Origin of the sequence: Streptomyces sp. NRRL B-24484 (assembly GCF_000717715.1) — a bacterium.
Lineage (GTDB): Bacteria > Actinomycetota > Actinomycetes > Streptomycetales > Streptomycetaceae > Kitasatospora.
Genome location: NZ_JOAI01000004.1, coordinates 67,206 through 86,621, shown reverse-complemented (window position 1 = coordinate 86,621; position 19,416 = coordinate 67,206). Strand labels below are relative to the sequence as shown.

General features: G+C 73.7%; 16 protein-coding genes. 8 read left to right on the top strand and 8 right to left on the bottom strand.

Annotated elements, in window-relative coordinates; genetic code table 11:
• Positions 1-190 precede the first annotated feature (190 nt).
• The 4 genes from IE98_RS0104935 to IE98_RS0104920 all read left to right on the top strand — a co-directional run bounded on the left by IE98_RS0104935 (position 191) and on the right by IE98_RS0104920 (position 5,368).
• Positions 191-1,174 (top strand): ABC transporter permease, encoded by a 984-nt coding sequence (locus IE98_RS0104935; RefSeq protein WP_030264690.1) that lies wholly within the window; start codon positions 191-193, stop codon positions 1,172-1,174.
• The gene (locus IE98_RS0104930; protein ID WP_078660780.1) at positions 1,174-2,181 is read left to right on the top strand and encodes an ABC transporter permease; all 1,008 of its coding nucleotides are present in this window, start codon (positions 1,174-1,176) and stop codon (positions 2,179-2,181) included. The genes IE98_RS0104935 and IE98_RS0104930 overlap by 1 nt, the downstream gene beginning before the upstream one ends.
• Complete coding sequence (locus IE98_RS0104925) at positions 2,178-4,232, top strand: ABC transporter ATP-binding protein (protein WP_030264686.1); 2,055 nt, start codon at positions 2,178-2,180, stop codon at positions 4,230-4,232. The genes IE98_RS0104930 and IE98_RS0104925 overlap by 4 nt, the downstream gene beginning before the upstream one ends.
• Before the next feature lie 197 nt (positions 4,233-4,429).
• Positions 4,430-5,368, top strand: coding sequence for an endonuclease/exonuclease/phosphatase family protein (locus IE98_RS0104920; protein ID WP_052390140.1), 939 nt, complete (start codon positions 4,430-4,432; stop codon positions 5,366-5,368).
• Positions 5,369-5,408: 40 nt separating this feature from the next.
• On the opposite strand, the gene IE98_RS48905 is transcribed toward IE98_RS0104920, so the two are convergent.
• From IE98_RS48905 to IE98_RS0104905, 3 genes are all read right to left on the bottom strand, one after another.
• Positions 5,409-6,563, bottom strand: coding sequence for a hypothetical protein (locus IE98_RS48905; protein ID WP_159400831.1), 1,155 nt, complete (start codon positions 6,561-6,563; stop codon positions 5,409-5,411).
• The gene (locus tag IE98_RS0104910; RefSeq protein WP_234443408.1) at positions 6,556-10,338 is read right to left on the bottom strand and encodes a bifunctional glycosyltransferase/CDP-glycerol:glycerophosphate glycerophosphotransferase; all 3,783 of its coding nucleotides are present in this window, start codon (positions 10,336-10,338) and stop codon (positions 6,556-6,558) included. The genes IE98_RS48905 and IE98_RS0104910 overlap by 8 nt, the downstream gene beginning before the upstream one ends.
• A gap of 283 nt (positions 10,339-10,621) precedes the next feature.
• Positions 10,622-11,689 carry an LCP family protein gene (locus IE98_RS0104905; protein ID WP_030264670.1) on the bottom strand — a complete coding sequence of 356 codons (1,068 nt, stop codon included), beginning with the start codon at positions 11,687-11,689 and terminating at the stop codon, positions 10,622-10,624.
• Positions 11,690-12,062: 373 nt separating this feature from the next.
• Between IE98_RS0104905 and IE98_RS0104900 the strand changes: the two genes are divergently transcribed.
• The 4 genes from IE98_RS0104900 to IE98_RS0104885 all read left to right on the top strand — a co-directional run bounded on the left by IE98_RS0104900 (position 12,063) and on the right by IE98_RS0104885 (position 15,329).
• The gene (locus IE98_RS0104900) at positions 12,063-12,542 is read left to right on the top strand and encodes a MarR family winged helix-turn-helix transcriptional regulator (protein WP_030264667.1); all 480 of its coding nucleotides are present in this window, start codon (positions 12,063-12,065) and stop codon (positions 12,540-12,542) included.
• 114 nt (positions 12,543-12,656) lie between these two features.
• Complete coding sequence (locus tag IE98_RS0104895) at positions 12,657-14,159, top strand: MFS transporter (protein WP_030264664.1); 1,503 nt, start codon at positions 12,657-12,659, stop codon at positions 14,157-14,159.
• A gap of 113 nt (positions 14,160-14,272) precedes the next feature.
• Entirely contained in the window at positions 14,273-14,854 is a 582-nt protein-coding gene (locus tag IE98_RS47725; RefSeq protein WP_159400830.1) for a hypothetical protein, read from the top strand.
• Between the two features lie 43 nt (positions 14,855-14,897).
• Positions 14,898-15,329: an SMI1/KNR4 family protein gene (locus tag IE98_RS0104885; protein WP_030264650.1), complete on the top strand. Its 432-nt coding sequence runs from the start codon at positions 14,898-14,900 to the stop codon at positions 15,327-15,329.
• A gap of 9 nt (positions 15,330-15,338) precedes the next feature.
• Here the strand turns inward: IE98_RS0104885 and IE98_RS0104880 are convergent, their stop codons facing one another.
• The 5 genes from IE98_RS0104880 to IE98_RS0104860 all read right to left on the bottom strand — a co-directional run bounded on the left by IE98_RS0104880 (position 15,339) and on the right by IE98_RS0104860 (position 19,372).
• Positions 15,339-16,556, bottom strand: a complete 1,218-nt coding sequence (locus IE98_RS0104880) for a sensor histidine kinase (protein WP_030264648.1) — start codon at positions 16,554-16,556, stop codon at positions 15,339-15,341.
• Complete coding sequence (gene cseB / locus IE98_RS0104875) at positions 16,553-17,323, bottom strand: two-component system response regulator CseB (protein ID WP_030264646.1); 771 nt, start codon at positions 17,321-17,323, stop codon at positions 16,553-16,555. The genes IE98_RS0104880 and cseB overlap by 4 nt, the downstream gene beginning before the upstream one ends.
• Positions 17,320-18,132: a hypothetical protein gene (locus IE98_RS0104870; RefSeq protein ID WP_159400829.1), complete on the bottom strand. Its 813-nt coding sequence runs from the start codon at positions 18,130-18,132 to the stop codon at positions 17,320-17,322. The genes cseB and IE98_RS0104870 overlap by 4 nt, the downstream gene beginning before the upstream one ends.
• 156 nt (positions 18,133-18,288) lie before the next feature.
• Complete coding sequence (locus IE98_RS0104865) at positions 18,289-18,954, bottom strand: class F sortase (protein WP_052390137.1); 666 nt, start codon at positions 18,952-18,954, stop codon at positions 18,289-18,291.
• A gap of 31 nt (positions 18,955-18,985) precedes the next feature.
• A complete protein-coding gene (locus IE98_RS0104860) occupies positions 18,986-19,372 on the bottom strand; it encodes a hypothetical protein (protein WP_052390136.1) in 387 nt (128 codons plus the stop codon).
• Positions 19,373-19,416 lie beyond the last annotated feature (44 nt).

Genomic DNA, 19,416 nt, shown 5'->3' with positions numbered 1-19,416 from the left:
GCTGTCCGCACCCGTCTGATCGACTGTGACCAGCGCGTTCGCCAACCCGGCCGGACAGCGCCGCGCAACCCACCCTGGACGGACCGTCCGGAGTGCCGTACAACTGCTGCGCGAAACTGCGTCAAAAACCCTCCGAACGAAGGCGAACGACCATGTTCTCCAGGTGTGCGAACCACACCGGCGGTACGCCGTGACCCGCTACCTCGCGAAACGGCTCGGCTACTACGCCGTCCTCCTGGTCGCCGCCGTCTTCCTCGCCTACGCCCTCTCCTGCGCCGCCCTCGGCCCCCGCGCCTACTTCGAGGCCAAGCAGCCCAGACCCTCCGCGGCCGCCGTCGACCGCCAGCTCACCGCGCTCAACATCAACGACCGCACCCCGGTCGTCGAACGCTTCGCCACCTGGGCCGACGGCCTGCTGCTCCACGCCGACCTCGGCCGCACCATCCACAGCACCCCGGTCAACGAGGAGTTCGGCCGCCGGATCTGGGTCTCGCTGCGCCTCCTGCTGCTCGGCAGCCTGCTCGGCATGCTGCTCGGCGTCGCCGGCGGCGCCTGGAGCGCCGTCCGCCAGTACCGGCTCTCCGACCGGGCGCTCACGCTGCTCTCCTTCGTGCTGCTCTCCACCCCCGTCTTCCTCGTCGCGCTGCTCCTCAAGAACGGCGCCATCGCCGCCAAGGACGCCGCCGGCCACGAGGTGGTCCCCTTCACCGGCTACGAGACGCCCAACCTCGCCGGCGGACTCGGCGCCCACCTCGCCGACTGGGGCCTGCACCTGCTGCTGCCCACGCTCTCGCTCGCCCTCGGCGGCCTCGCCGTCTACAGCCGCTACCAGCGCTCCACCATGCTCGACGTGCTCGGCTCCGACTACCTGCGCACCGCCGAGGCCAAGGGGCTCACCCGCAACCGCGCCCTGCTCAAGCACGGTCTGCGCACCGCCGTCATCCCGATGTCGACGATGTTCGCCTACAGCTTCCTCGGCATCTTCACCGGAGCCGCCTTCACCGAGACCATCTTCGGCTGGCACGGCATGGGCGAATGGTTCATCCAGGCCGTCAACGAACAGGACATCAACGCCGTCGTCGCGGTCAACCTGTTCGCCGTCGTCGTCGTGCTCGCCGCCGGCTTCCTCGCCGACGTGCTGCACGCCGCGCTCGACCCCCGGGTGAGGTACTGATGACCGCCACCGCCCTGCCCGAGACCGCCGCCCCCGCCCCGGCCGCCGAGCGCGCCCCCACCGGCCGGCTGCGCCTGGTCGCCGGACGCCTCGCCGCCTCCAGGGGCGTCGTCGGCGGCGGCACCGTCCTGCTGCTGCTCTTCCTGCTCGCCTTCCTCGGCCCGCACCTGACGCCCTGGGACTACGCGACCCCCAACTACGCCCAGATCCGCCGCCCGCCCTCCGCCGAGCACTGGTTCGGCACCAACGGCATCGGCCAGGACGTCTTCGCGCAGACCGTCCGCGGCCTGCAGAAGTCCCTGGTCATCGGCCTGCTCGTGGCCGTGCTCTCCACCGGCCTCGCCTCGCTGGTCGGCGCCTGCGCGGGCTACTTCGGCGGCTGGACCGACCGGCTGCTGATGTTCCTCGTCGACCTGATGCTGATCTTCCCCGGCTTCCTGGTCATCGCCATCGTCTCGCCGCGGCTGCGCGGCACCGGCTGGCTCGCCTTCGTCCTGCTGCTCGCCCTGTTCAACTGGATGATCACCGCCCGGGTGGTCCGCTCCATGACCAGGTCCCTGCGCGAGCGCGAATTCGTCGCCGCCGCGAGGTTCATGGGCGTCGGCGCGTTCCGCATCATCTGGCGGCACATGCTGCCCAACGTCTCCTCCTTCCTGATCATCGACGCCACCATCGCCGTCGGCGGCGCCGTGATGAGCGAGGCCGCACTCTCCTACTTCGGCTTCGGCGTCCGCGCCCCCGACGTCTCGCTCGGCACCCTGCTCGCCGCCGGCACCGCCGACGCCCCCGTCTTCCCCTGGCTGTTCTACTTCGCCGCCGCCCTCCTCGTGCTGTTCGTCCTCGCCGTCAACCTGGTCGGCGACGGCCTGCGCGACGCCCTCGACCCCACCGCCGAGGCCGGCCGCCGATCCGCCCGGCTCGCCCGCGCCGCCCGCACGCCCGCAGCGGACGCACCGGCCGACGCCCCGAGCACCCCCGCCGCCCGAACCCGCCGGAGCACCACGTGACCCCCGCCCTGCTCACCGTCCGGGACCTCACCGTCGACTTCGGCCCGGCCCCCGCCGTCCGCGGCGTCGACCTCGACCTGCACCGCGGCGAAACCCTCGGCATCGTCGGCGAATCCGGCTCCGGCAAGTCCGTCACCGCCCTCGCCGTGCTCGGCCTGCTGCCCGGCACCGCCCGCGTCGGCGGCTCCGTCCGGCTCGACGGACGCGAACTCGTCGGCCTGCCCGCCCGCGAACTCGCCGCCGTCCGCGGCCGCCGGATCGCCATGGTCTTCCAGGACCCGCTCTCCGCCTTCACCCCCGTCTACCGGATCGGCGACCAGATCGCCGAGGCCGTCCGCATCCACCAGGACGTCGACCGCGCCACCGCCCGAAAACGCGCCGCCGACCTGCTCGACCTCGTCGGCATCCCCGCCCCCGGCCGCGCCCTCGACAGCTTCCCGCACGAGTTCTCCGGCGGCATGCGGCAGCGCGCCATGATCGCCATGGCGATCGCCAACGACCCGGACGTGCTGCTCGCCGACGAACCCACCACCGCCCTCGACGTCACCATCCAGGCCCAGGTCCTCGACGTGCTGCGCACCGCCCAGCGGGAGACCGGCGCCGCCCTCGTGCTGGTCAGCCACGACCTCGGCGTCATCGCCGGCAGCGCCGACCGGGTCGCCGTCATGTACGCCGGACGGATCGCCGAGACCGCCCCGGTCGACGAACTCTTCGCCGCACCCCGCCACCCCTACACGCTCGGCCTGATCGGCGCGGTGCCCCGCCTCGACGGCCGCGGCGGCCCCCTGGTGCCGATCCCCGGCCGCCCGCCCGCACCCGGCGAACTCGGCCGCGGCTGCCCGTTCGCCCCCCGCTGCCCGCTCGCCGAGGACCGCTGCCGCACCGCCGAACCCGCCCTCACCGGCCTCACCCACGACGCGGCGACCGGCCACCTCGCGGCCTGCGTCCGCGCCGACGAACTCGCCGCCCGCCGACCCGCACCCGCCGAGGTCTACCCGGTGCCCGCCGTCCCCGCCCCCGCCCGTGCGCTGCCGCCGCGCGCCGAACGGGAGACCGTGCTCTCCGTCCGCGGCCTCACCAAGAGCTTCCCGCTGCTCAAGGGCGCCGTCCTCAAGCGCCGGATCGGCGACGTCCACGCCGTCGACGGCGTCGACCTCGACATCCGCCGCGGCGAGACCCTCGGCCTGGTCGGCGAGTCCGGCTCCGGCAAGTCCACCACCCTCTACGAACTGCTGCGCCTCGCCGCCCCGCAGGGCGGCCGGATCGAGGTCCTCGGCCGGGACACCGCCGCCCTCGACCGGGCCGCCGCCCAGCGGTTGCGCGCCCGGGTGCAGATCGTCTTCCAGGACCCGGCGGCGAGCCTCGACCCCCGGATGCCGATCGGCGACATCGTCGCCGAACCGCTGCAGGCGCAGCGCACCCCGCGCGAGGAGGTCCGCCGCCGGATCCCCGAGCTGCTCCGGCAGGTCGGGCTCGACCCGGAGCACGCCGACCGCTACCCGCACCAGTTCTCCGGCGGCCAGCGGCAGCGGATCTCGATCGCCCGGGCGCTCGCCGTCCGGCCCGACCTGCTCGTCCTCGACGAACCCGTCTCCGCGCTCGACGTCTCCGTCCAGGCCGGGGTGCTCAACCTCCTCCAGCGGCTCAAGGCCGAACTCGGCCTCGCCTACCTGTTCGTGTCGCACGACCTGTCCGTGGTCCGGCACCTCGCCGACCGGGTCGCCGTGATGTACCTCGGCCGCACCGTCGAGACCGGCACCGTCGCCGAGGTCTTCGAACGGCCGCGGCACCCCTACACCCGCGCCCTGCTGTCGGCCGTCCCGCTGCCCGACCCGGCGGCCGAACGCAGCCGCAGCAAACTCCTGCTGGCCGGCGACCCGCCCTCGCCGACCGTCCGGCACGAGGGCTGCCGCTTCCGCTCCCGCTGCCCGGTGTACAGCGCGCTGGACGCCGAGCGGCGCACCCGCTGCGAACGCGACACCCCGTCCGATTCCGAGGCGGCCCCCGGCGTCGACCACGTGGCGGCCTGCCACCATCCGGACGGCGGCTGAGCCCGGTGCCGTGCGGACGGGCCCCGTACGGCCGGTGACGGTCGGTCAGCCGCCGGCGCCGCGGCCGGCACGACCGGTCCGCGGGCGTGTCCGGGCGTCGTGCGCCGCTCGGGCGGGACGGGCGCGAACCGCCCTTCACCTGCGGGCTATGCTGTGGGCCGTACGCTTGGACGATCATGTGAGGTTGGGGCCCGCCGATGCTGCGTCACCCCGGGTGGCTCCCCGCCCTCCGCCGTCCGCCGGGCCGTAGACGCTGGTACGTCGCGGCCGCCGGCGCCGGCGCGCTCGTCGTGCTCATCGGCAGCCTGCCCGCGGGCCACGGCGACGGGCCGCCGCCGCCGCACGCCGCCGCCGTCCCGCCCGCCGGCCCGGTGGTCGCCACCTGGAACATGTGCGACGTGCGGCAGTGGGGCTGCGAGGAGACCGGCACCGGCGAGCAGAAGACGGCCGCGATCGTCCGGCTCGCCGCCGAGGACGGCGCCCGCGTGCTGCTGCTCCAGGAGGTCTGCTCCGAGGACCTGGAGGCGGCCCGCCGCGCGCTCGGCGCCGACAGCTGGCACGCGGCCTTCCAGGAGTACGAGGAGCTCGACGCGGAGGGCCGGCGCAGCAAGGTGCCCTGCGGGACGGAGGACGAGGGCGAGGCCGGGTTCGCGATCCTGTCCGGGTATCCGCTCGCGACCGTCACCCGGGTGCCCTCGGTGCAGCCCGCGGCCGGACTGCAGCGGGGCATCCTGTGCGCCAGCGTGACCGGCCTCGGCGTCAAGGTGTGCAACGCCCACCTCTCGCTGGCGCCGACGGACCGCCGCCGGAAGGACCTGGAGTACCGGGACGACCAGATGGCGGTGCTGGCGCAGGCGGCCGCGGAGGCGCGGACGGTGGTCGGCGGGGACTTCAACTCCGAGCCTCCCGGCACGGACAACCCGGACAGCTGGATCTGGCCCGCGACGTTCTTCACCCGCGACCGCGAGTGCGACCAGTCGGGCGACAGGGGACCGGCGGACGCCCGGCCGACCCACGAGTCCGGCCACAAGCTGGACTTCCTGTTCACCGCACTGCCGCGCGGCGAGTGCCGGGTCCGCGACACCGGGGTCTCGGACCACCGGGCGCTCGCCATGGAGCTCGCGGGAAGCGGCTGACCGGGGGCCGGATCCCCCGGTCCCGGGCTCGGGCCCGGTCTCAGCCGAAGGACGGCACCATCGACTGCGCCGGGATCCGGAACACGGCCTCGGAGCGCTCGGTCTGGTAGCCCCGGGCGTCCGCGGCGAACAGGCGGATGACGTGCCGGCCCTCGCTCCACTGCCGGTCCGGCTGCCAGACCCAGCCGCCGTCCGCGGCCACCGGCACGTTGGCCAGGAACTTGCCGTTCTCCCAGAGGCTCACCCGGACGCCGCCGTGGGCCGTACCGGAGATCCGCACCCCGTTCGCGGGCAGCACCTGCTCCGGCGCCGGCTCGTACACCACCGGTCGCGGGAAGGCGTTGTCGGCCTGGACCTGGGAGGTCGCCGCGAGGAAGCCGTTGATGGGGGAGGTGTCGGCGTCGGGCTGCTCGCCGCCGTTCACGACCGTTCCCAACCGCGGCACGATCCCGTCCACCAGGAGGTTGAGGATCCCCATGATGGTGGGCAGGTTCCGCAGTGTCACCTTGCCGTGGCCGGTGATGAGGGCGGAGTCGTTGTAGACGAGGTTGAAGTTGCCGTAGTCCTCGAAGAGTCCGAGGAACGGCTCGACCTGCCGGGGGTACTGCTCGTCCTGCGGCGAGGTGAGCAGGTAGATGTTGGCGTTCCGGTGCGGGCTGTTGCCCACCAGATGGGGGAGGACGGAGTCCAGGGCGCCCACGTTCCAGTCGGTGACGGTGCCCATCATCATCGTGGCGGCGCCGGGCATGTCCTCCCGCACGTACGTGCCGACGAGGAACTGAGGCACGCTCGCCACGATGTTCCGGTAGCCGTAGCGGAGACCGTAGAACAGCGCGGCGCTGCCGCCCTTGGAGCTGCCGAACACGGTGCATTCGTCGTGGCTCAGGCCGAGCGCCGTCCGGACCCGCTCGATCAGCCCGGCCACCGACCGCTCCAGGGCGAAGTCCATGCCCTTGCAGAGGTAGTAGCTGTTGGCGCCGTCGAACAGGTCGCGGATCCAGAGGATGTTGGCGCGGACCTTGTCGAGGACGCCGTTGGACCAGCCGTACTCGTCGGGTGCGGTGAGGTTCGCGAACACCACGACCAGGTGCCGGTTGCCGTTGCGGGCGTGGGTGAACCGGTACTCGATCGGGACCTCGCCCGAGGCGTCCACGCCGGTGAAGACGCGGCGTCCGCCGGCTGCGGGGTCAGGCATGGGTGGCGTCCAATCGTCGGCGGAGTTCTGCTTGCAGGTCGCGGGGGCGGCGCAGGCCGTCGTCCTCGGCCGGCTGCTGCGGGGCGGCTGCCGTGCCGGGGGCGAAGGGGCTGCGGGGCCGCGCCCACGACGGGCGCACCTGGTTCGGGGCGAGGTCGCCGCCGGCCACCAGCATCCGGTCGGCGAGGCGGACGGAGGCGTAGCCGTCGTCGAGGTCGCAGAACGCGGCCTGGAAGCTGCGGTAGCGGTCGGCGAAGTGGTGCCGGACGCGGTCCACGTCGCGCACGGCGGAGACCAGTTCGGCGGAGTCGAAGAGCAGCGGACCGGGGGCGCTGTTCTCGAAGTCGAAGTAGAAGCCGCGCAGGGTGTCCCGGTAGTGGTCCAGGTCGTAGGTGAAGAAGAGGATCGGGCGGCCGGTGTTGACGAAGTCGAACATCAGCGAGGAGTAGTCGGTGATCATGACGTCGGTGATCAGCGACAGCTCGGCCATGTCGGGGTAGTCGGACACGTCGAAGACGAAGCCGTCGCCGGCGCCGGGCACCGGGTCGACGACGTTCGGGTGACGGCGGACCAGCAGCACGTGGTCGGCGCCGAGCCGGGCCCGGGCGTCGTCGAGGTCGATCCGGAAGTCGAACTTGTACTTGCCGGGGGCGTAGTACTGGTCGTCGCGCCAGGTCGGGGCGTACATGACCACCCGCTTGCCCGGGGGCAGGCCGATCCGCCGGCGGACCTCCTCGGCGCGCCGCTCGGTGCCGGGGCGGCGGAGGATGTCGTTGCGCGGGTAGCCGCACTCCACCATCTCGCCGGGGAAGCGGAAGGCGCGCTGGAGGATGGGGGTGGAGAAGCTGTTCGGGGACACCAGCATGTCCCAGTTCTGCACCTCCGTGGCCACCCGCTCCAGGTAGCGCTTGTCGGCGAAGTGGACGGCCTCGATGTCGTGGCCGATCTTCTTCAGCGGGGTGCCGTGCCAGGTCTGCACGACGATCTGGTCGGACCGCTTGCGGAACCAGTCGGGCAGGTGGTTGTTGGCGACGACGTACCGGGCGGTGGCCAGCGCCTCGTACCACTCGGGCGACCACATGCGGACCGCGCGGGCGGTCGGGGGCACCTCGACCTGGTCGTCCTTGACCACCCAGAGGTGTTCGAGCGGTACCTGGCGGCGGATCAGCTCCTCGTGCAGGGCGCGCGGGCTGTCGGAGTACTGGGTGCCCTTGAAGGCGTCGAACAGCACGGTCGCGGTGACCGGCTTCTGACGGGACGCCGGGTAGTCCTTCGTCCGCAGCAGCTTCTGCCGGTAGGGGCCGCGGGCGTCGTCGGGCATCGCCGAGTGGACGAGCAGGGAGAGGCGGTCGTAGGCCTCCGCCTGGAGTTCGTAGCGGCGGCCGTCCTGCTCCAGCTCCTCGGGGAAGGCGGGCACGAGGTCCTGGGCGAGCTTGAGCATCAGGTCGGGCAGCCGCTCGGCCGGGGCCACCGAGGACGGGTCCTGTCTGCGGAGGAAGAAGTCCCACCGGCCGGCCGCCAGGGGTATCGCGCCGGCCAGCGTCGGCATCGCCGCCGGGGTCAGCAGGCACCGGAAGTAGTCCCCGCGCCACTCCAGCGGCACGGCCCGCTCGGCGCCGTGGGCGCGCGAGCGCACCACGAGGTGCGCGGCGCGGCGCTCGTGGTCGGCGAGCAGCGCGATGCACGGGTACCGGCCGACGAGTTCCACCGCGCCGTCCTCGCTGCCGGCGAACCGGGTGACGAGGGGCAGTGCGGCGCGTTCGAACAGCACCAGGTAACCGGAGCCGTTGCGGTGGACGACCACCTCGCGGTCCCACTCGGCGGTCTGCAGCGTGTCGGGCACCCGGTAGTGCCCGTCGTCGGTCTCCTCGGCCACGACCGGGTAGAGCGGGCCGTTGCGGCCCTCGACGTGCAGGGTGGTCTTCCAGCCGTTGCTGCCCATGTTCCAGGACTGCGGGACGCTGTCGCCGGTGTGCCCGGCGGAGCGGTGCGAGGGGACCAGGGTGTGCAGGGGGACGCGGGTGGAGAAGGTGCACCAGCCGTCGCCGCCGGGCGTGAAGTGCACCCAGGAGTCGTGCCGGCCGGCGCCGGCGAGGCTGGTGATCCGGAACTTGCCCCAGGCGGGGACGGCGGGGCCGAGGTAGACGCCGCGCAGCTCCAGGTGCTCGCCGATGATCCGGTGCTTGGTGATCCGGCAGCGGATCACCTCGACGCGGAGCTTCAGCTTGTTCTGGACGAACAGCGGCAGCACCCGGGTGTTCTTGTCGACGTAGCGGTAGGGCGGGTTGGCGGCGCTGCCGGCGCTGCCGCGGTCCAGGCCGCGGTAGCGGAACAGGCCGCGGCTGAGCACGCCCGCCGCGACGTCCCAGGTGCCCTCCGCCCACTTGCCCTTGCGCTTGAGGCGCGTGGTGTCGATGGTCGCCTCGAAGCCCGCCCAGTCGTAGCAGTAGCGGTTCTGGTTGGACTGCTCGGTCGCCTGCGGCGCGTACACGGTCTTCGCGCTGGCCAGCAGCATCCGGTCCTGCTTCTTGTTGCGCAGGGCGATGGCCTTCACCGACATGTGCCGCTTGTGCACGTTGATGAAGCGGATGTAGGCCGAGCCGGTGAGGACCAGCTTCTCGTCGTCCCAGCGGACCCCGCTCACCGAGCCGTGGAGCGAGAACTCCTTGTCGAGCCGGTAGGCCTTCTTGCCGATGCCCACCGTGCGGTCGCCGAGGTGCGGGTAGTTGAGGTACCGCCGGAACCGCCGCTGGACGGGGATCGGCCCGCCCTTGCGCTCGAACTCCAGGACCTCCAGCAGTTCGGGCAGCTTCCGGTTGCGGACCAGCAGCCACTTCACCCGGGCCTCGGCCGGGAGCTCGTTGATGAGCTCGTCGTCCGCCTCGTCGAGGAACTGGTTGGCCCACTCGACGAACGCGGCCCGGTACTCCTCGTCGGCGTCCGGCAGCACCTTCAGGTGCAGGTTCAGGTCGGACTTGAGGCAGGCGAGGTCGTACTGGCGCTTGCTGACCGCGTGGGCGCCCCCGTTGTCGCGCGCCAGGAAGCGGCTGACGGACTGCACGGCCAGCACGCGGTCGCGCAGGTTCGCCAGCTCGGTGTGCCGCTGGGTGATCGACGGGGCGGCGCCGCCGTCCCGCCGGCGCCAGAAGTACACCACGTCGGTGACCACGTCGACCTTCTCGGCGCGGAAGTGGGCGTACATGTTGACCCAGGAGTCCTCGTAGAGGACGCCCTCGGGGAACTCGATCTCGTGGCGGTCCCAGAACGACCGGCGGATGACCTTGTTCCACACCGTGCGGTCGTAAATGAGCTCCGGGCGCCTGGTGATGTGGGTGCCCCGGGCATTGCGCTGCATGGGCGCCTTGTGGAGCGGGGACTGCCACTTCACGGTGGAGTTCATCATCTGCACATTCCCCGACACGAAATCCGAACCGGATTCCTGCAGGGTCCGCACAAGAAGCTCGTAGGCGTGTTCCGGAACGACGTCGTCCCCGTCGGCGAAGGCGAGGAACTCGCCCTGCGCGTGCATGGCCCGCAGACCCACGTTGCGGGCCTGGCCGGGGCCGTGCGCCTCCTGGCGGATCAGCCGGAAACGGTCGTCGCGGGCGCAGAAGTCGCGCGCGATGTCGGTCGACGCGTCGGTCGAGCCGTCGTCGACCAGGATGACCTCGAAGTCGTGGAACGACTGGCGCGCGATGGACTCCAGGCATTCGGCGAGGTACGCCTCCACGTCCTGGAAGGGCACGACGACACTGAGGCGCGGCCGTTCAGCCACCACCAACTCCTCCGATGAAACGCGCGCGCGGACCGGCCCCACTGCCGACCCGCGCCTGCGCGACGCCCCTAGCCGCCCCCGCCCGCATCGCGACCCGATGATTCCCTGTGTCGGCCGACCCTACGGTGGCCCCCCCACCGGAAAAACTGAAAGTACACAGAGCGAACATATTTTCAGTCAGCGCGGACTGGCATGTCAACTCTGCATAAACAGCGCCCAAAACGGACATTCGGGGTGTCGGGTCGGCCACCGCCGCAGCGGCGGCGGCCGACCCGGCGTCCCGTCAGGCGGAGGTGCCGTGCGCCGGGGACTTCTTCGCCTCGGCCGGAATCGGCTTGTTCTCCCGCAGTGCCGCCCAGAGTTCGCCGTCCTGCGGCTGCGCCGGCACCACCCGGTTCGGGTCGACCCGGTCGTAGGCCACCGGGAGCATCAGCGTCTCCATCCGGCTGGGCTTCAGACCCTTCATGCTCTGGGCGAACGTCACCAGGTCCGGGAGCGAGCCGAGGCCGGCGTCCGTCGTCAGCGACTTGGTCGCCGCGTCCGCGACCCCGTAGAGCTTGGTCGGGCTGGAGAGGGTGTCCTGCCGCTGCAGCTGCGAGAGCACCGCGAGGATGAACTTCTGCTGCAGGCCTATCCGCCCGAGGTCGCTGCCGTCGCCCACGCCGTGCCGCGTCCGGACGAACGCCAGCGACTGGGTGCCGTCCAGCGTGTGGGTGCCGGGCGTCAGGTTCAGGCCGCTGTACTTGTCGTTGATCGGGGCGTCGACCGTCACCTGGACGCCGCCCATCGCGTCGACCAGCCCCTTGAAGCCGGCGAAGTCGATCTCGACGTAGTGGTTCATCCGCAGGCCGGTCATCGACTCCACCGTCTTCACCACGCAGGTGGGGCCACCCGCGGTGTAGATGGAGTTGAACATCACCCGCTGCGCCTCGCCCAGCTGACGGCCCTTCGAGGTCGTGCACGTCGGCCGGGTGACCAGGGTGTCGCGCGGGATGCTCACCACCGTGGCGTTGGCCCGCCCCTGCGGGATGTGCACCACCATCGCCGTGTCGGAGCGCGCCGTGCCGCCCACGTCGCCGCCGGCCAGGCTCCCGTTGTCGCCCGACCGGGAGTCCGAGCCGATCACCAGGATGTCCTGCGCGCCGGTGGGCAGCGGCGCCGGCCGGTCGTCGCCCAGCGCCTTGTCGATGTCCACCGTGTCGAGGTTGCCCTCCAGGTGACGGTACGTCCAGAAGGCGAAGCCGCCGCCGGCCAGGGCCAGGGCGACCACCGTGGCGGCGCCGGCGAGCAGGATCTTCCTGCGCCGGGTGCGCGGCTTCTTCTCGGCCGTGCGTGTGTCGCTGCGCGCCATCGTGGCTGCGTCCTCCTCGGCTTCCGGGCGCGCCGAAAGGGCCCCCCGGGAACGAACTCCGTCTGTTGCCGCCATCCCCTCCCACCGCTCCGGAAAGGAGTGGCCGGCCGGGGTCCGTGACCGTGCGGTCACGGCCGGCGTCGCGCACATGTTCTCACGCTGACTTTCAGCGCGATTCACCGGCCGTTTGGTTAGGGCAAATTGCCCCTTTGCCCCGTCTTGCCGGAAGCGGGAGGGAAGATTGGGCTCGGAGTCGGCCGTGATGGCGGAAAGCATCCGCACGGTCACGCTCGGACACCGGTGCGGGAGTCCGGTTCGACGACGATCCGGTTCGGGACGATCCGGTTCGGTCCGGTCTGGCTACGCTGGAACCATGACTGCGATGGCGACCTCCCGGACCGAGCCCGACCTCTCCTTCCTGCTGGACCGCACCAGCCACGTGCTGCGCACCCGGATGGCGGCCGCGCTCGCCCGGATCGGCCTCACCGCGCGGATGCACTGCGTCCTGGTCCACGCGCTGGAGGAGGAGCGGACGCAGATCCAGCTCGCCGAGATCGGCGACATGGACAAGACGACCATGGTGGTCACCGTGGACGAGCTGGAGAAGGCCGGCCTGGCGGAACGCCGGCCGTCCACCCGGGATCGGCGCGCCCGGATCGTCGCCGTCACCGAGAAGGGGGCGCAGGTCGCGCAGGAGAGCCAGCGGATCGTCGACGGCGTGCACCGGGAGGTGCTGGCCTCGATCGCCGGTCCGGACGGCGAGGCGCTGCTGCGCGCTCTGAAGCGGTTGGCCGAGGGGGAGTTGGCGGCACCGGTGGAGTCCGCCCGGTCGGCCCGCCGGGCCCGCCAGTAGCCCGCGGCGGGGCCTGTCGGCCGTCCGCCAAGAAATCATCCATAACCAGATAGTCTGCAACGGGATCAGTTGCTAGGGTCGTACCTGTCGCACCGCACCGACGGGAGAGACCCCATGCCTGCTGCACCCGCACCCGCCACTGCTGCACCCGCACCCGCCACTGCTGCACCCGCACCCGCCACTGCCGCCCCCGCGGCCGCCGCTCCGGCCCCGCACGGCCTGCGCTCCCGGTGGACCGCCCTCGCCGTCCTGTCCACCGGCCTGCTGATGACGATCCTCGACGGCAGCATCGTCACCGTGGCCATGCCGGCCGTCCAGGCCGACCTGGGCTTCTCCCCGGCCGGCCTGAGCTGGGTGGTGAACGCCTACCTCGTCGCGTTCGGCAGCCTGCTGCTGCTCGCCGGACGGCTCGGCGACCTGCTCGGCCGCAAACGGACCTTCCTCGCCGGCACCGCACTGTTCACCGCCGCCTCGCTGCTCGCCGCGGCCGCCGGCTCCCCGGCCGTCCTGCTCGCCGCCCGCTTCCTCCAGGGCGTCGGGTCCGCCGCCGCCTCGGCCGTCGGCCTCGGCATCCTCGTCACCCTCTTCACCGACGCCCGCGAACGCGCCCGGGCGATCGCCGTCTACTCCTTCACCGGCGCGGCCGGCGCCTCGATCGGCCAGGTCCTCGGCGGCGTCCTCACCGACGCCCTCGACTGGCACTGGATCTTCCTCATCAACCTGCCGATCGGCGCCGCCGCCCTGCTCCTCGCCGCCCCCGCCCTCCCGTCCGACCGGGGCACGGGCCTGCGCTCCGGCGCCGACGCACCCGGGGCGGTGCTGCTCACAGCCGGCCTGATGCTCGGCATCGCGACCCTCGTCGGCGCCGAACAGCACGGCTGGGCGACCGCCCGCACCCCCGGACTCGGCACACTCGCCGCTGCGCTGCTCACGGCCTTCGTCCGGCGGCAGGCGAGGACGGCAGCGCCGCTGGTGCCGCTGCGGATCTTCCGCAACCGGACGGTGGTCGCCGCCAACCTCGTCCAGATGCTGATGGTCGCCGCGCTGTTCTCCTTCCAGGTCCTGGTCGCCCTCTACCTGCAGAAGGTGCTCGGCTACGGCGCCGCCGCCACCGGCCTCGCCATGCTGCCCGCCGCCGCCGTGATCGGCGCGACCTCGCTCGGCATCGCCACCCGCCTCACCGCCCGCTTCGGCGAGCGCACCGTCCTCCTCGCCGGCCTCGCCCTGCTCGTCGCGGCCCTCGGCCGGCTCGTCCGGCTGCCGGTGCACGCCCACTACGCGACCGACCTGCTGCCCGTGATGCTGCTCGCCACCGGCTTCGGCCTCGCCCTGCCGGCCCTCACCGCTCTGGCCATGTCCGGGGCGGACGAGCACGACGCCGGGCTCGCCTCCGGCCTGTTCAACACCACCCAGCAGATCGGCATGGCCATCGGCGTCGCCGTCCTCTCCACCCTCGCCGCCGCCCGGACGACCGCCCTCGGCGCCGCCGGCCGCACCACCGCCGAGGCCCTCACCGGCGGCTACCGGCTGGCCTTCGCGGTCGGCACCGGACTCCTCCTCGCCGCCGTACTCGTCGCCGCCACCCTCCTGACCGGCCGCCGCCGCAGCACCGCCTGACGGTCGGCATCCCCCGCCCCGCCCGTGCCGGCCCTCCGGTGCGGGCGGCGGTACGGCGGCGCCGCGGAGCAGCGGACGGCCCGGTGTCGGTGCCGTGCGGTTCACTCCCCGTCGTGGACAGCGCTGCACACCCCGCCGTGGAACCCGTCCGGCCGTCGTTCGTCGAGGAGTTGGTCGCCCTGACGGCCTGGCAGGGTGAGCGGCGGCCTATCGACCGGGCACCCGCGGAGCAGGAGCCCGGACTCCGGCTGCCCCGGGACTGCGAACGCCTCGTCGAGACCTTCGGCGGCGGCAGCTTCGACGACGCCCTCGACCTCCACGTGCCGGGGTCGCCGCACGCGGCACTCGGGGAGTTCGCCACCGACGGCAGCGAGTCCGCCGACGGCGCCGTACTCGGCGGGCCCACGAGCAGGCTCCTGGAGTGGGCCTCGACCTCGGCCGGTCACTCCTTCTGCCGGCTCGTCGAGGACCCGGACCAGGATCCGGACCGGTGGGCGGTCCACGCCCGTGCCGACAGCTTCGACCCCTGGGTGCGGTTCGACTGCCCGGCGACGGAGTTCGTCCACCGGATGCTGGGCGACCCGCGCCACCCGTACTCCCTCGCCACCCGCGACGGCACCCACTGGTTCAGGTCCGCCGAAGAGGCCGCGCGGGCGTGGGAGGAGTTCCGGGACGACTACTGCCCGCGGCCGTGAGCCGCCCGGCCCGGCGGTCGGCGGGATCTGAGAGGCTGCTCCGATGTGGCGTGAACTGATCCTGGAAGCGGCGGACGACGCCGAGCTCGGCCAACCGGCGGGCGAGGACGCGCTGGCCGCGGTCGAGTCGGTGCTCGGCCAGCCGCTGCCCGCCGAGCTGGCGTCACTGCTGCGCGAGTGCGACGGGGTACGGGGACGCAACGGCGTCGACGTCGTGTGGAACGCCGAGCGGATCGCCCTGGACAACGCGGAGTTCCGCGCCGCCCCCGACTTCGCCGCGCTCTACATGCCGTTCGAGCCGCTGATGTTCTTCGGCGACAACGCGGGAGGCGACCAGTTAGCCTTCGTCCGGACGCCGCCGCGGACCGAGGTTTTCGTCTGGGACCACGAGACCGACAGCCGCCGGCTGGCCTGCTACCGCCTCGCCCAGTACCTCGGACGCGCCCTGCGCGAGACCGGCGACCGGTACCGGTAGACGGCCGGCTCAGCCGGTGCGGGGGACGGGCAGGCGGAGTTCGGCGACCGCGCCGCCCTGCGGGTGGTTGCGCAGCTCCAGATCCACCCCGATCGCCTCGGCGTGGCCCTGGGCGATGGTCAGGCCCAGCCCGTGGCCGTGGCCGCGCTCCCGGGCACCTGTGCGGAAGCGCTGCGGGCCGTCGCGCAGCACGGACTCCGGATACCCCGGACCGTGGTCGCGGACGGTGACCACCGGCCCGTCCACCTGCACCCGGACCGGCGGCTCACCGTGCCGGAGGGCATTGGCCACCAGGTTGGCCAGCACCCGGTCGAAGCGCCGCGGATCGGTGCTGACCGTCGCGTCGGCCGACACCACCAGCTCCACCGGCCGCCCGGCGGCCGCCGCCGTCCGGGCCACCAGGTGCGCCAGCGGCAGGTCGGCCAGGTCGGCGGACTCCGCGCGGGCGTCCAGCCGGGACACCTCCAGCAGGTCCTCGGTCAGGTCCCGCAGCGCCCGCACCCGGTTCTGCACCAGCTCGGTGGGCCGGCCGTCCGGCAGCAGCTCGGAGGCGGTCAGCAGACCGGTCAGCGGGGTGCGCAGCTCGTGCGCGACGTCCGCGGTGAACCGCTGCTCGCTCTCCAGCCGGCTGCGCAGCGCCGCGGCCATCGAATCGACGGCGGTGGCCAGTTCGAAGACCTCGTCGCGGCGGCGGCCGAGCGGACCGATCCGCGCGTCGAGGTCGCCGGCCGCGATGGTCCGGGCGGTGCGGGCGGCCGTCCGCAGCCGGTGGCTGATCCGGTCGGCGGCGAGCACGCCGGCCAGCACCGTGACGAGGACGGACAGCGCCGCGGCGATCTGCACCGCCCGGTCGAGGTCCGCCACCGCCTGCTCGTCGCCCGCGAAGTCCAGCCGGACGGAGACGACCCGGCCGGCGGCGCCGGCCGCCGCCCACATCGCGGTGCCGTCCGGCCCGGGGCCGAGCACGGAGCCCTGCCGCCCCCGCGCGGCCAGGGCCCGCAGCTCGGCCGGCACCGCCGGGTCGTCGACCGCCGCGTGCCAGCCGCCGACCAGCTCGCCGGTGCGGTCGTACCCTGTCAGGACGGCGTCCAGCGCGGCCTCCGCGGAGGCCCGGGCCTGGTCGGTGTGCTGGCCCACCGACGCCCGGTGGACGAGCACCGCGACGGTGCACGCGACCAGGCAGGAGACCAGTGCGATGACCGCGGCGATCTGCCGGCGGAGCGTCACCGGATGCGCCGCAGGCGGTAGCCGAAGCCGCGCACGGTCTCGATCCGGCCCGCGCCGATCTTGGCGCGGAGCCGCTGCACGTGGACGTCGACCACCCGGCTGTCGGCGTCCCAGGAGTAGTCCCACACCCGGGACAGCAGGGTCTGGCGCTCCATCACCACCCCCGGCGCGGCCGTGAACTCCAGCAGCAGCCGCAGCTCGGTCGGGGTGAGCGGGACCGGCTCGCCGGCCACCGTCACCTCCATGGCGTCGGTGTCCACCGCCAGGTCGTCGATCACCCGCAGCGCGGACGGGACGGGCTGCGGCGCCTCCGCGGCCCAGGCACCGGCGGTCCCCGAGGGCGCGGCGGAGGCGGGCGCGGCGACCGGGCCGGTGCGCCGCAGCACGGTGCGGATCCGGGCGACCAGGACGGCGATCTCGAAGGGCTTCACCACGTAGTCGTCGGCGCCGGCCTCCAGCCCGGAGACGACGTCGACCGCCTCGCCGCGGGCCGACATCATCAGGATCGGCAGGTTGCTCTCCTCCCGGACGCGCCGGCACAGGCCGACCCCGTCGAGCAGCGGCAGCATCACGTCGATCAGCAGCAGGTCCGGCCGCCGGGCACGGAACCGTTCGAGTCCCTGGAGTCCGTCGGCGGCGGTGTCGACCGGGAAGCCGTACCGTTCGAGCGCCATCTGGGTCGCCTCGCGGATCACCTCGTCGTCCTCGACGATCAGGATCCGCGGCATCGGCGGGCCGGCCGGAAGGGGCGGGAGCGGTGCGGTCATCGCTGCCTCGTCGGGAGGGTGGGGACGGGGGACGGTGCGGCCGACCGGCCGAGCGGCCGGCCGTCCGGTCCGATGACGACGCCGCCCGGGCGGGTGGGCGTGGGCGTCGGCCGGGCGGCGGGGACGGTGGGTTCGGGGGTCGGGCAGCCCGCGGCGCCGTCGGCGGGCCCGGTGTAGACGGTCTGCCGGTCGACGAAGGCCATCCGGACGGCGTTCCAGCGGTAGGTGCTGCTGGTCCGGGCGGTCGGCCCGTCCGGCTCGTGCAGGACGAGGTCCCGCCCGACCGTGTCGGCGGTGAACGCGGCGTTCGCGCCGACCGCCAGCACCGGGACGACCTTGCCGTCCCGTTCGCCGTAGACGTGCAGCACCGCGCGCCCGTCGGCCTCCGCCGTCAGCACGGCGGTGATCAGCTCGGGCCGGCCGTCGCCGCTGAGGTCGCGGTACTGCGCGGGCTGCACGGTGCAGCGGGTGCAGTCCCCGGACAGCGCGCGGTGTTCGAGGTCGGTGAGCGCGGGGTCGTGGAGCAGGACGGCCCGGGCGTCCAGTTGCACGAGTCCGCCGGCCGGGGCGGGCAGGCCGGGCAGCGGGGACGGCGGCGGCGCGTCCGACTCGGCCCGCGGGGTCGCCGGGGCCGAGGTCGCGGCCGCCGGCCACAGCGGCTGCGGGCTGGGGTGCTCCGCGATCTGCCGGGCCGGACCCGCGTCGTGCAGGGTGCCCGGGCTCTCGCACCCGGCGAGCGCCAGGACCGCCGCGACGGCGGCCACGACGGCCGCCCGTGCCCCGGCGGTCGGGCCTGTCCACTTCCTCACGTGTTGCGGTCGCCTTTCCTGACGGTCGTCCGGGGACGAGGGGAGGGCAGCCAGTCTGCCCCATGCCCGCCGAGGGCCCGCCGCCCGGACAGGTGCCCGGACGGGTGCGCGGGCCGGCGTACGGACAGGTGCGCGGGCGCTCGGCGGGCGACCGCGTCACGGGCCGTCGGCCAGGTCGGCGAGGACGACGATGTTGTCGCTGTAGTGGCCGTCGTGGCCGATGGTGCCGCCGCAGGTGACCAGCCGCAGTTGGGCATCGGCGGTGGCGCCGTACACCAGCTCGGTCGGGAAGGCGGACTTCGCGAACTGGCGGATCGCCCGGACCCGGTAGGACACCGTCCGGCCGTCCTCCCGCCGGACCTGGACGGTGTCGCCGGGGCGCAGCTTCGGCAGCTGCAGGAAGACGGCGGCGCCCTTGCGGGTGCGGTAGTGGCCGAGCAGGACGGCCGGCCCCGGCAGACCGGGTGCGGCGCTGTCGCGGTACCAGCCGACCCGGTCGGGCCGGTCCAGCGGCGGGACCTCCACCGTGCCGTCGCCGTTCAGCCCGACCGGGCCGACCGGGGCGTCCACCCCGATCCGGGGGATCAGCAGCCGCACCGGCGGCGAGGCCGTCCACCCGGCCTCCGGCGCCGAGCCGGTGCCCGTGGTGCCGGTGGTGCCGCCGGTGCCGGTGGGGTCGGCGGCCGGCGGTCCGTGCGTCGGCGGCGCCGCGTCGGGGCCGGTGTACGCGATCCGCACCGGCTCCCCGTCGGGCGTGAGGCCGTACGCCACCGTGCCGAGCCCCAGGGCGAGGACGAGCGCGCCGGCCGACGCGGCCGGCACCCACGAGGGGCGCCGGCCGCGTCGGCTGCGGCTACGCCTGTGCGCCGGCACGGCGCCGACGGACGACCGCGGTGCCGATCCCGGCCGCACCGGCCAGCGCCACCACGGAGCCGAGCACGACGGCGGTCGGCGAGGTGCCCGCATCCGCCTCACCGGTCTGGGCACCGCCCCGCGGCGTGGTGCCGACCGGACGGCCGTCCGCGCCGACCCGGGGGAGGGTGGGGACGGGGCTGGGCAGGACACCCGTCCCGGCCGGGGCGCTGGGGACGGCGCTGGGCGCGGCGCTGCGGGTGGCCGTCGGCACCGGCGACGCCCCGTCGGCGGCCGCGGCACCGGCGGACAGCACCACCGCCACACCGGCACCGGCACAGACCAGCGCGGAGCGCACCGAGCGGTGCACGGTCGAGGTACGTGACATGAGGACTCCTCCGAATGCTCACCACTCCCGTTCGGTCGAACGCG

What these genes read in the sequence shown, in the direction of transcription:
- IE98_RS48905 (WP_159400831.1), bottom strand. Translation starts at nt 6,563, where the DNA reads ATGCCTGACCCCGCAGCCGGCGGACGCCGCGTCTTCACCGGCGTGGAC.
- cseB (WP_030264646.1), bottom strand. Translation starts at nt 17,323, where the DNA reads ATGACCGCACCGCTCCCGCCCCTTCCGGCCGGCCCGCCGATGCCGCGG.
- IE98_RS0104885 (WP_030264650.1), top strand. Translation starts at nt 14,898, where the DNA reads ATGTGGCGTGAACTGATCCTGGAAGCGGCGGACGACGCCGAGCTCGGC.
- IE98_RS0104920 (WP_052390140.1), top strand. Translation starts at nt 4,430, where the DNA reads ATGCTGCGTCACCCCGGGTGGCTCCCCGCCCTCCGCCGTCCGCCGGGC.
- IE98_RS0104895 (WP_030264664.1), top strand. Translation starts at nt 12,657, where the DNA reads ATGCCTGCTGCACCCGCACCCGCCACTGCTGCACCCGCACCCGCCACT.
- IE98_RS0104905 (WP_030264670.1), bottom strand. Translation starts at nt 11,689, where the DNA reads ATGGCGCGCAGCGACACACGCACGGCCGAGAAGAAGCCGCGCACCCGG.
- IE98_RS0104860 (WP_052390136.1), bottom strand. Translation starts at nt 19,372, where the DNA reads ATGTCACGTACCTCGACCGTGCACCGCTCGGTGCGCTCCGCGCTGGTC.
- IE98_RS0104900 (WP_030264667.1), top strand. Translation starts at nt 12,063, where the DNA reads ATGACTGCGATGGCGACCTCCCGGACCGAGCCCGACCTCTCCTTCCTG.
- IE98_RS0104930 (WP_078660780.1), top strand. Translation starts at nt 1,174, where the DNA reads ATGACCGCCACCGCCCTGCCCGAGACCGCCGCCCCCGCCCCGGCCGCC.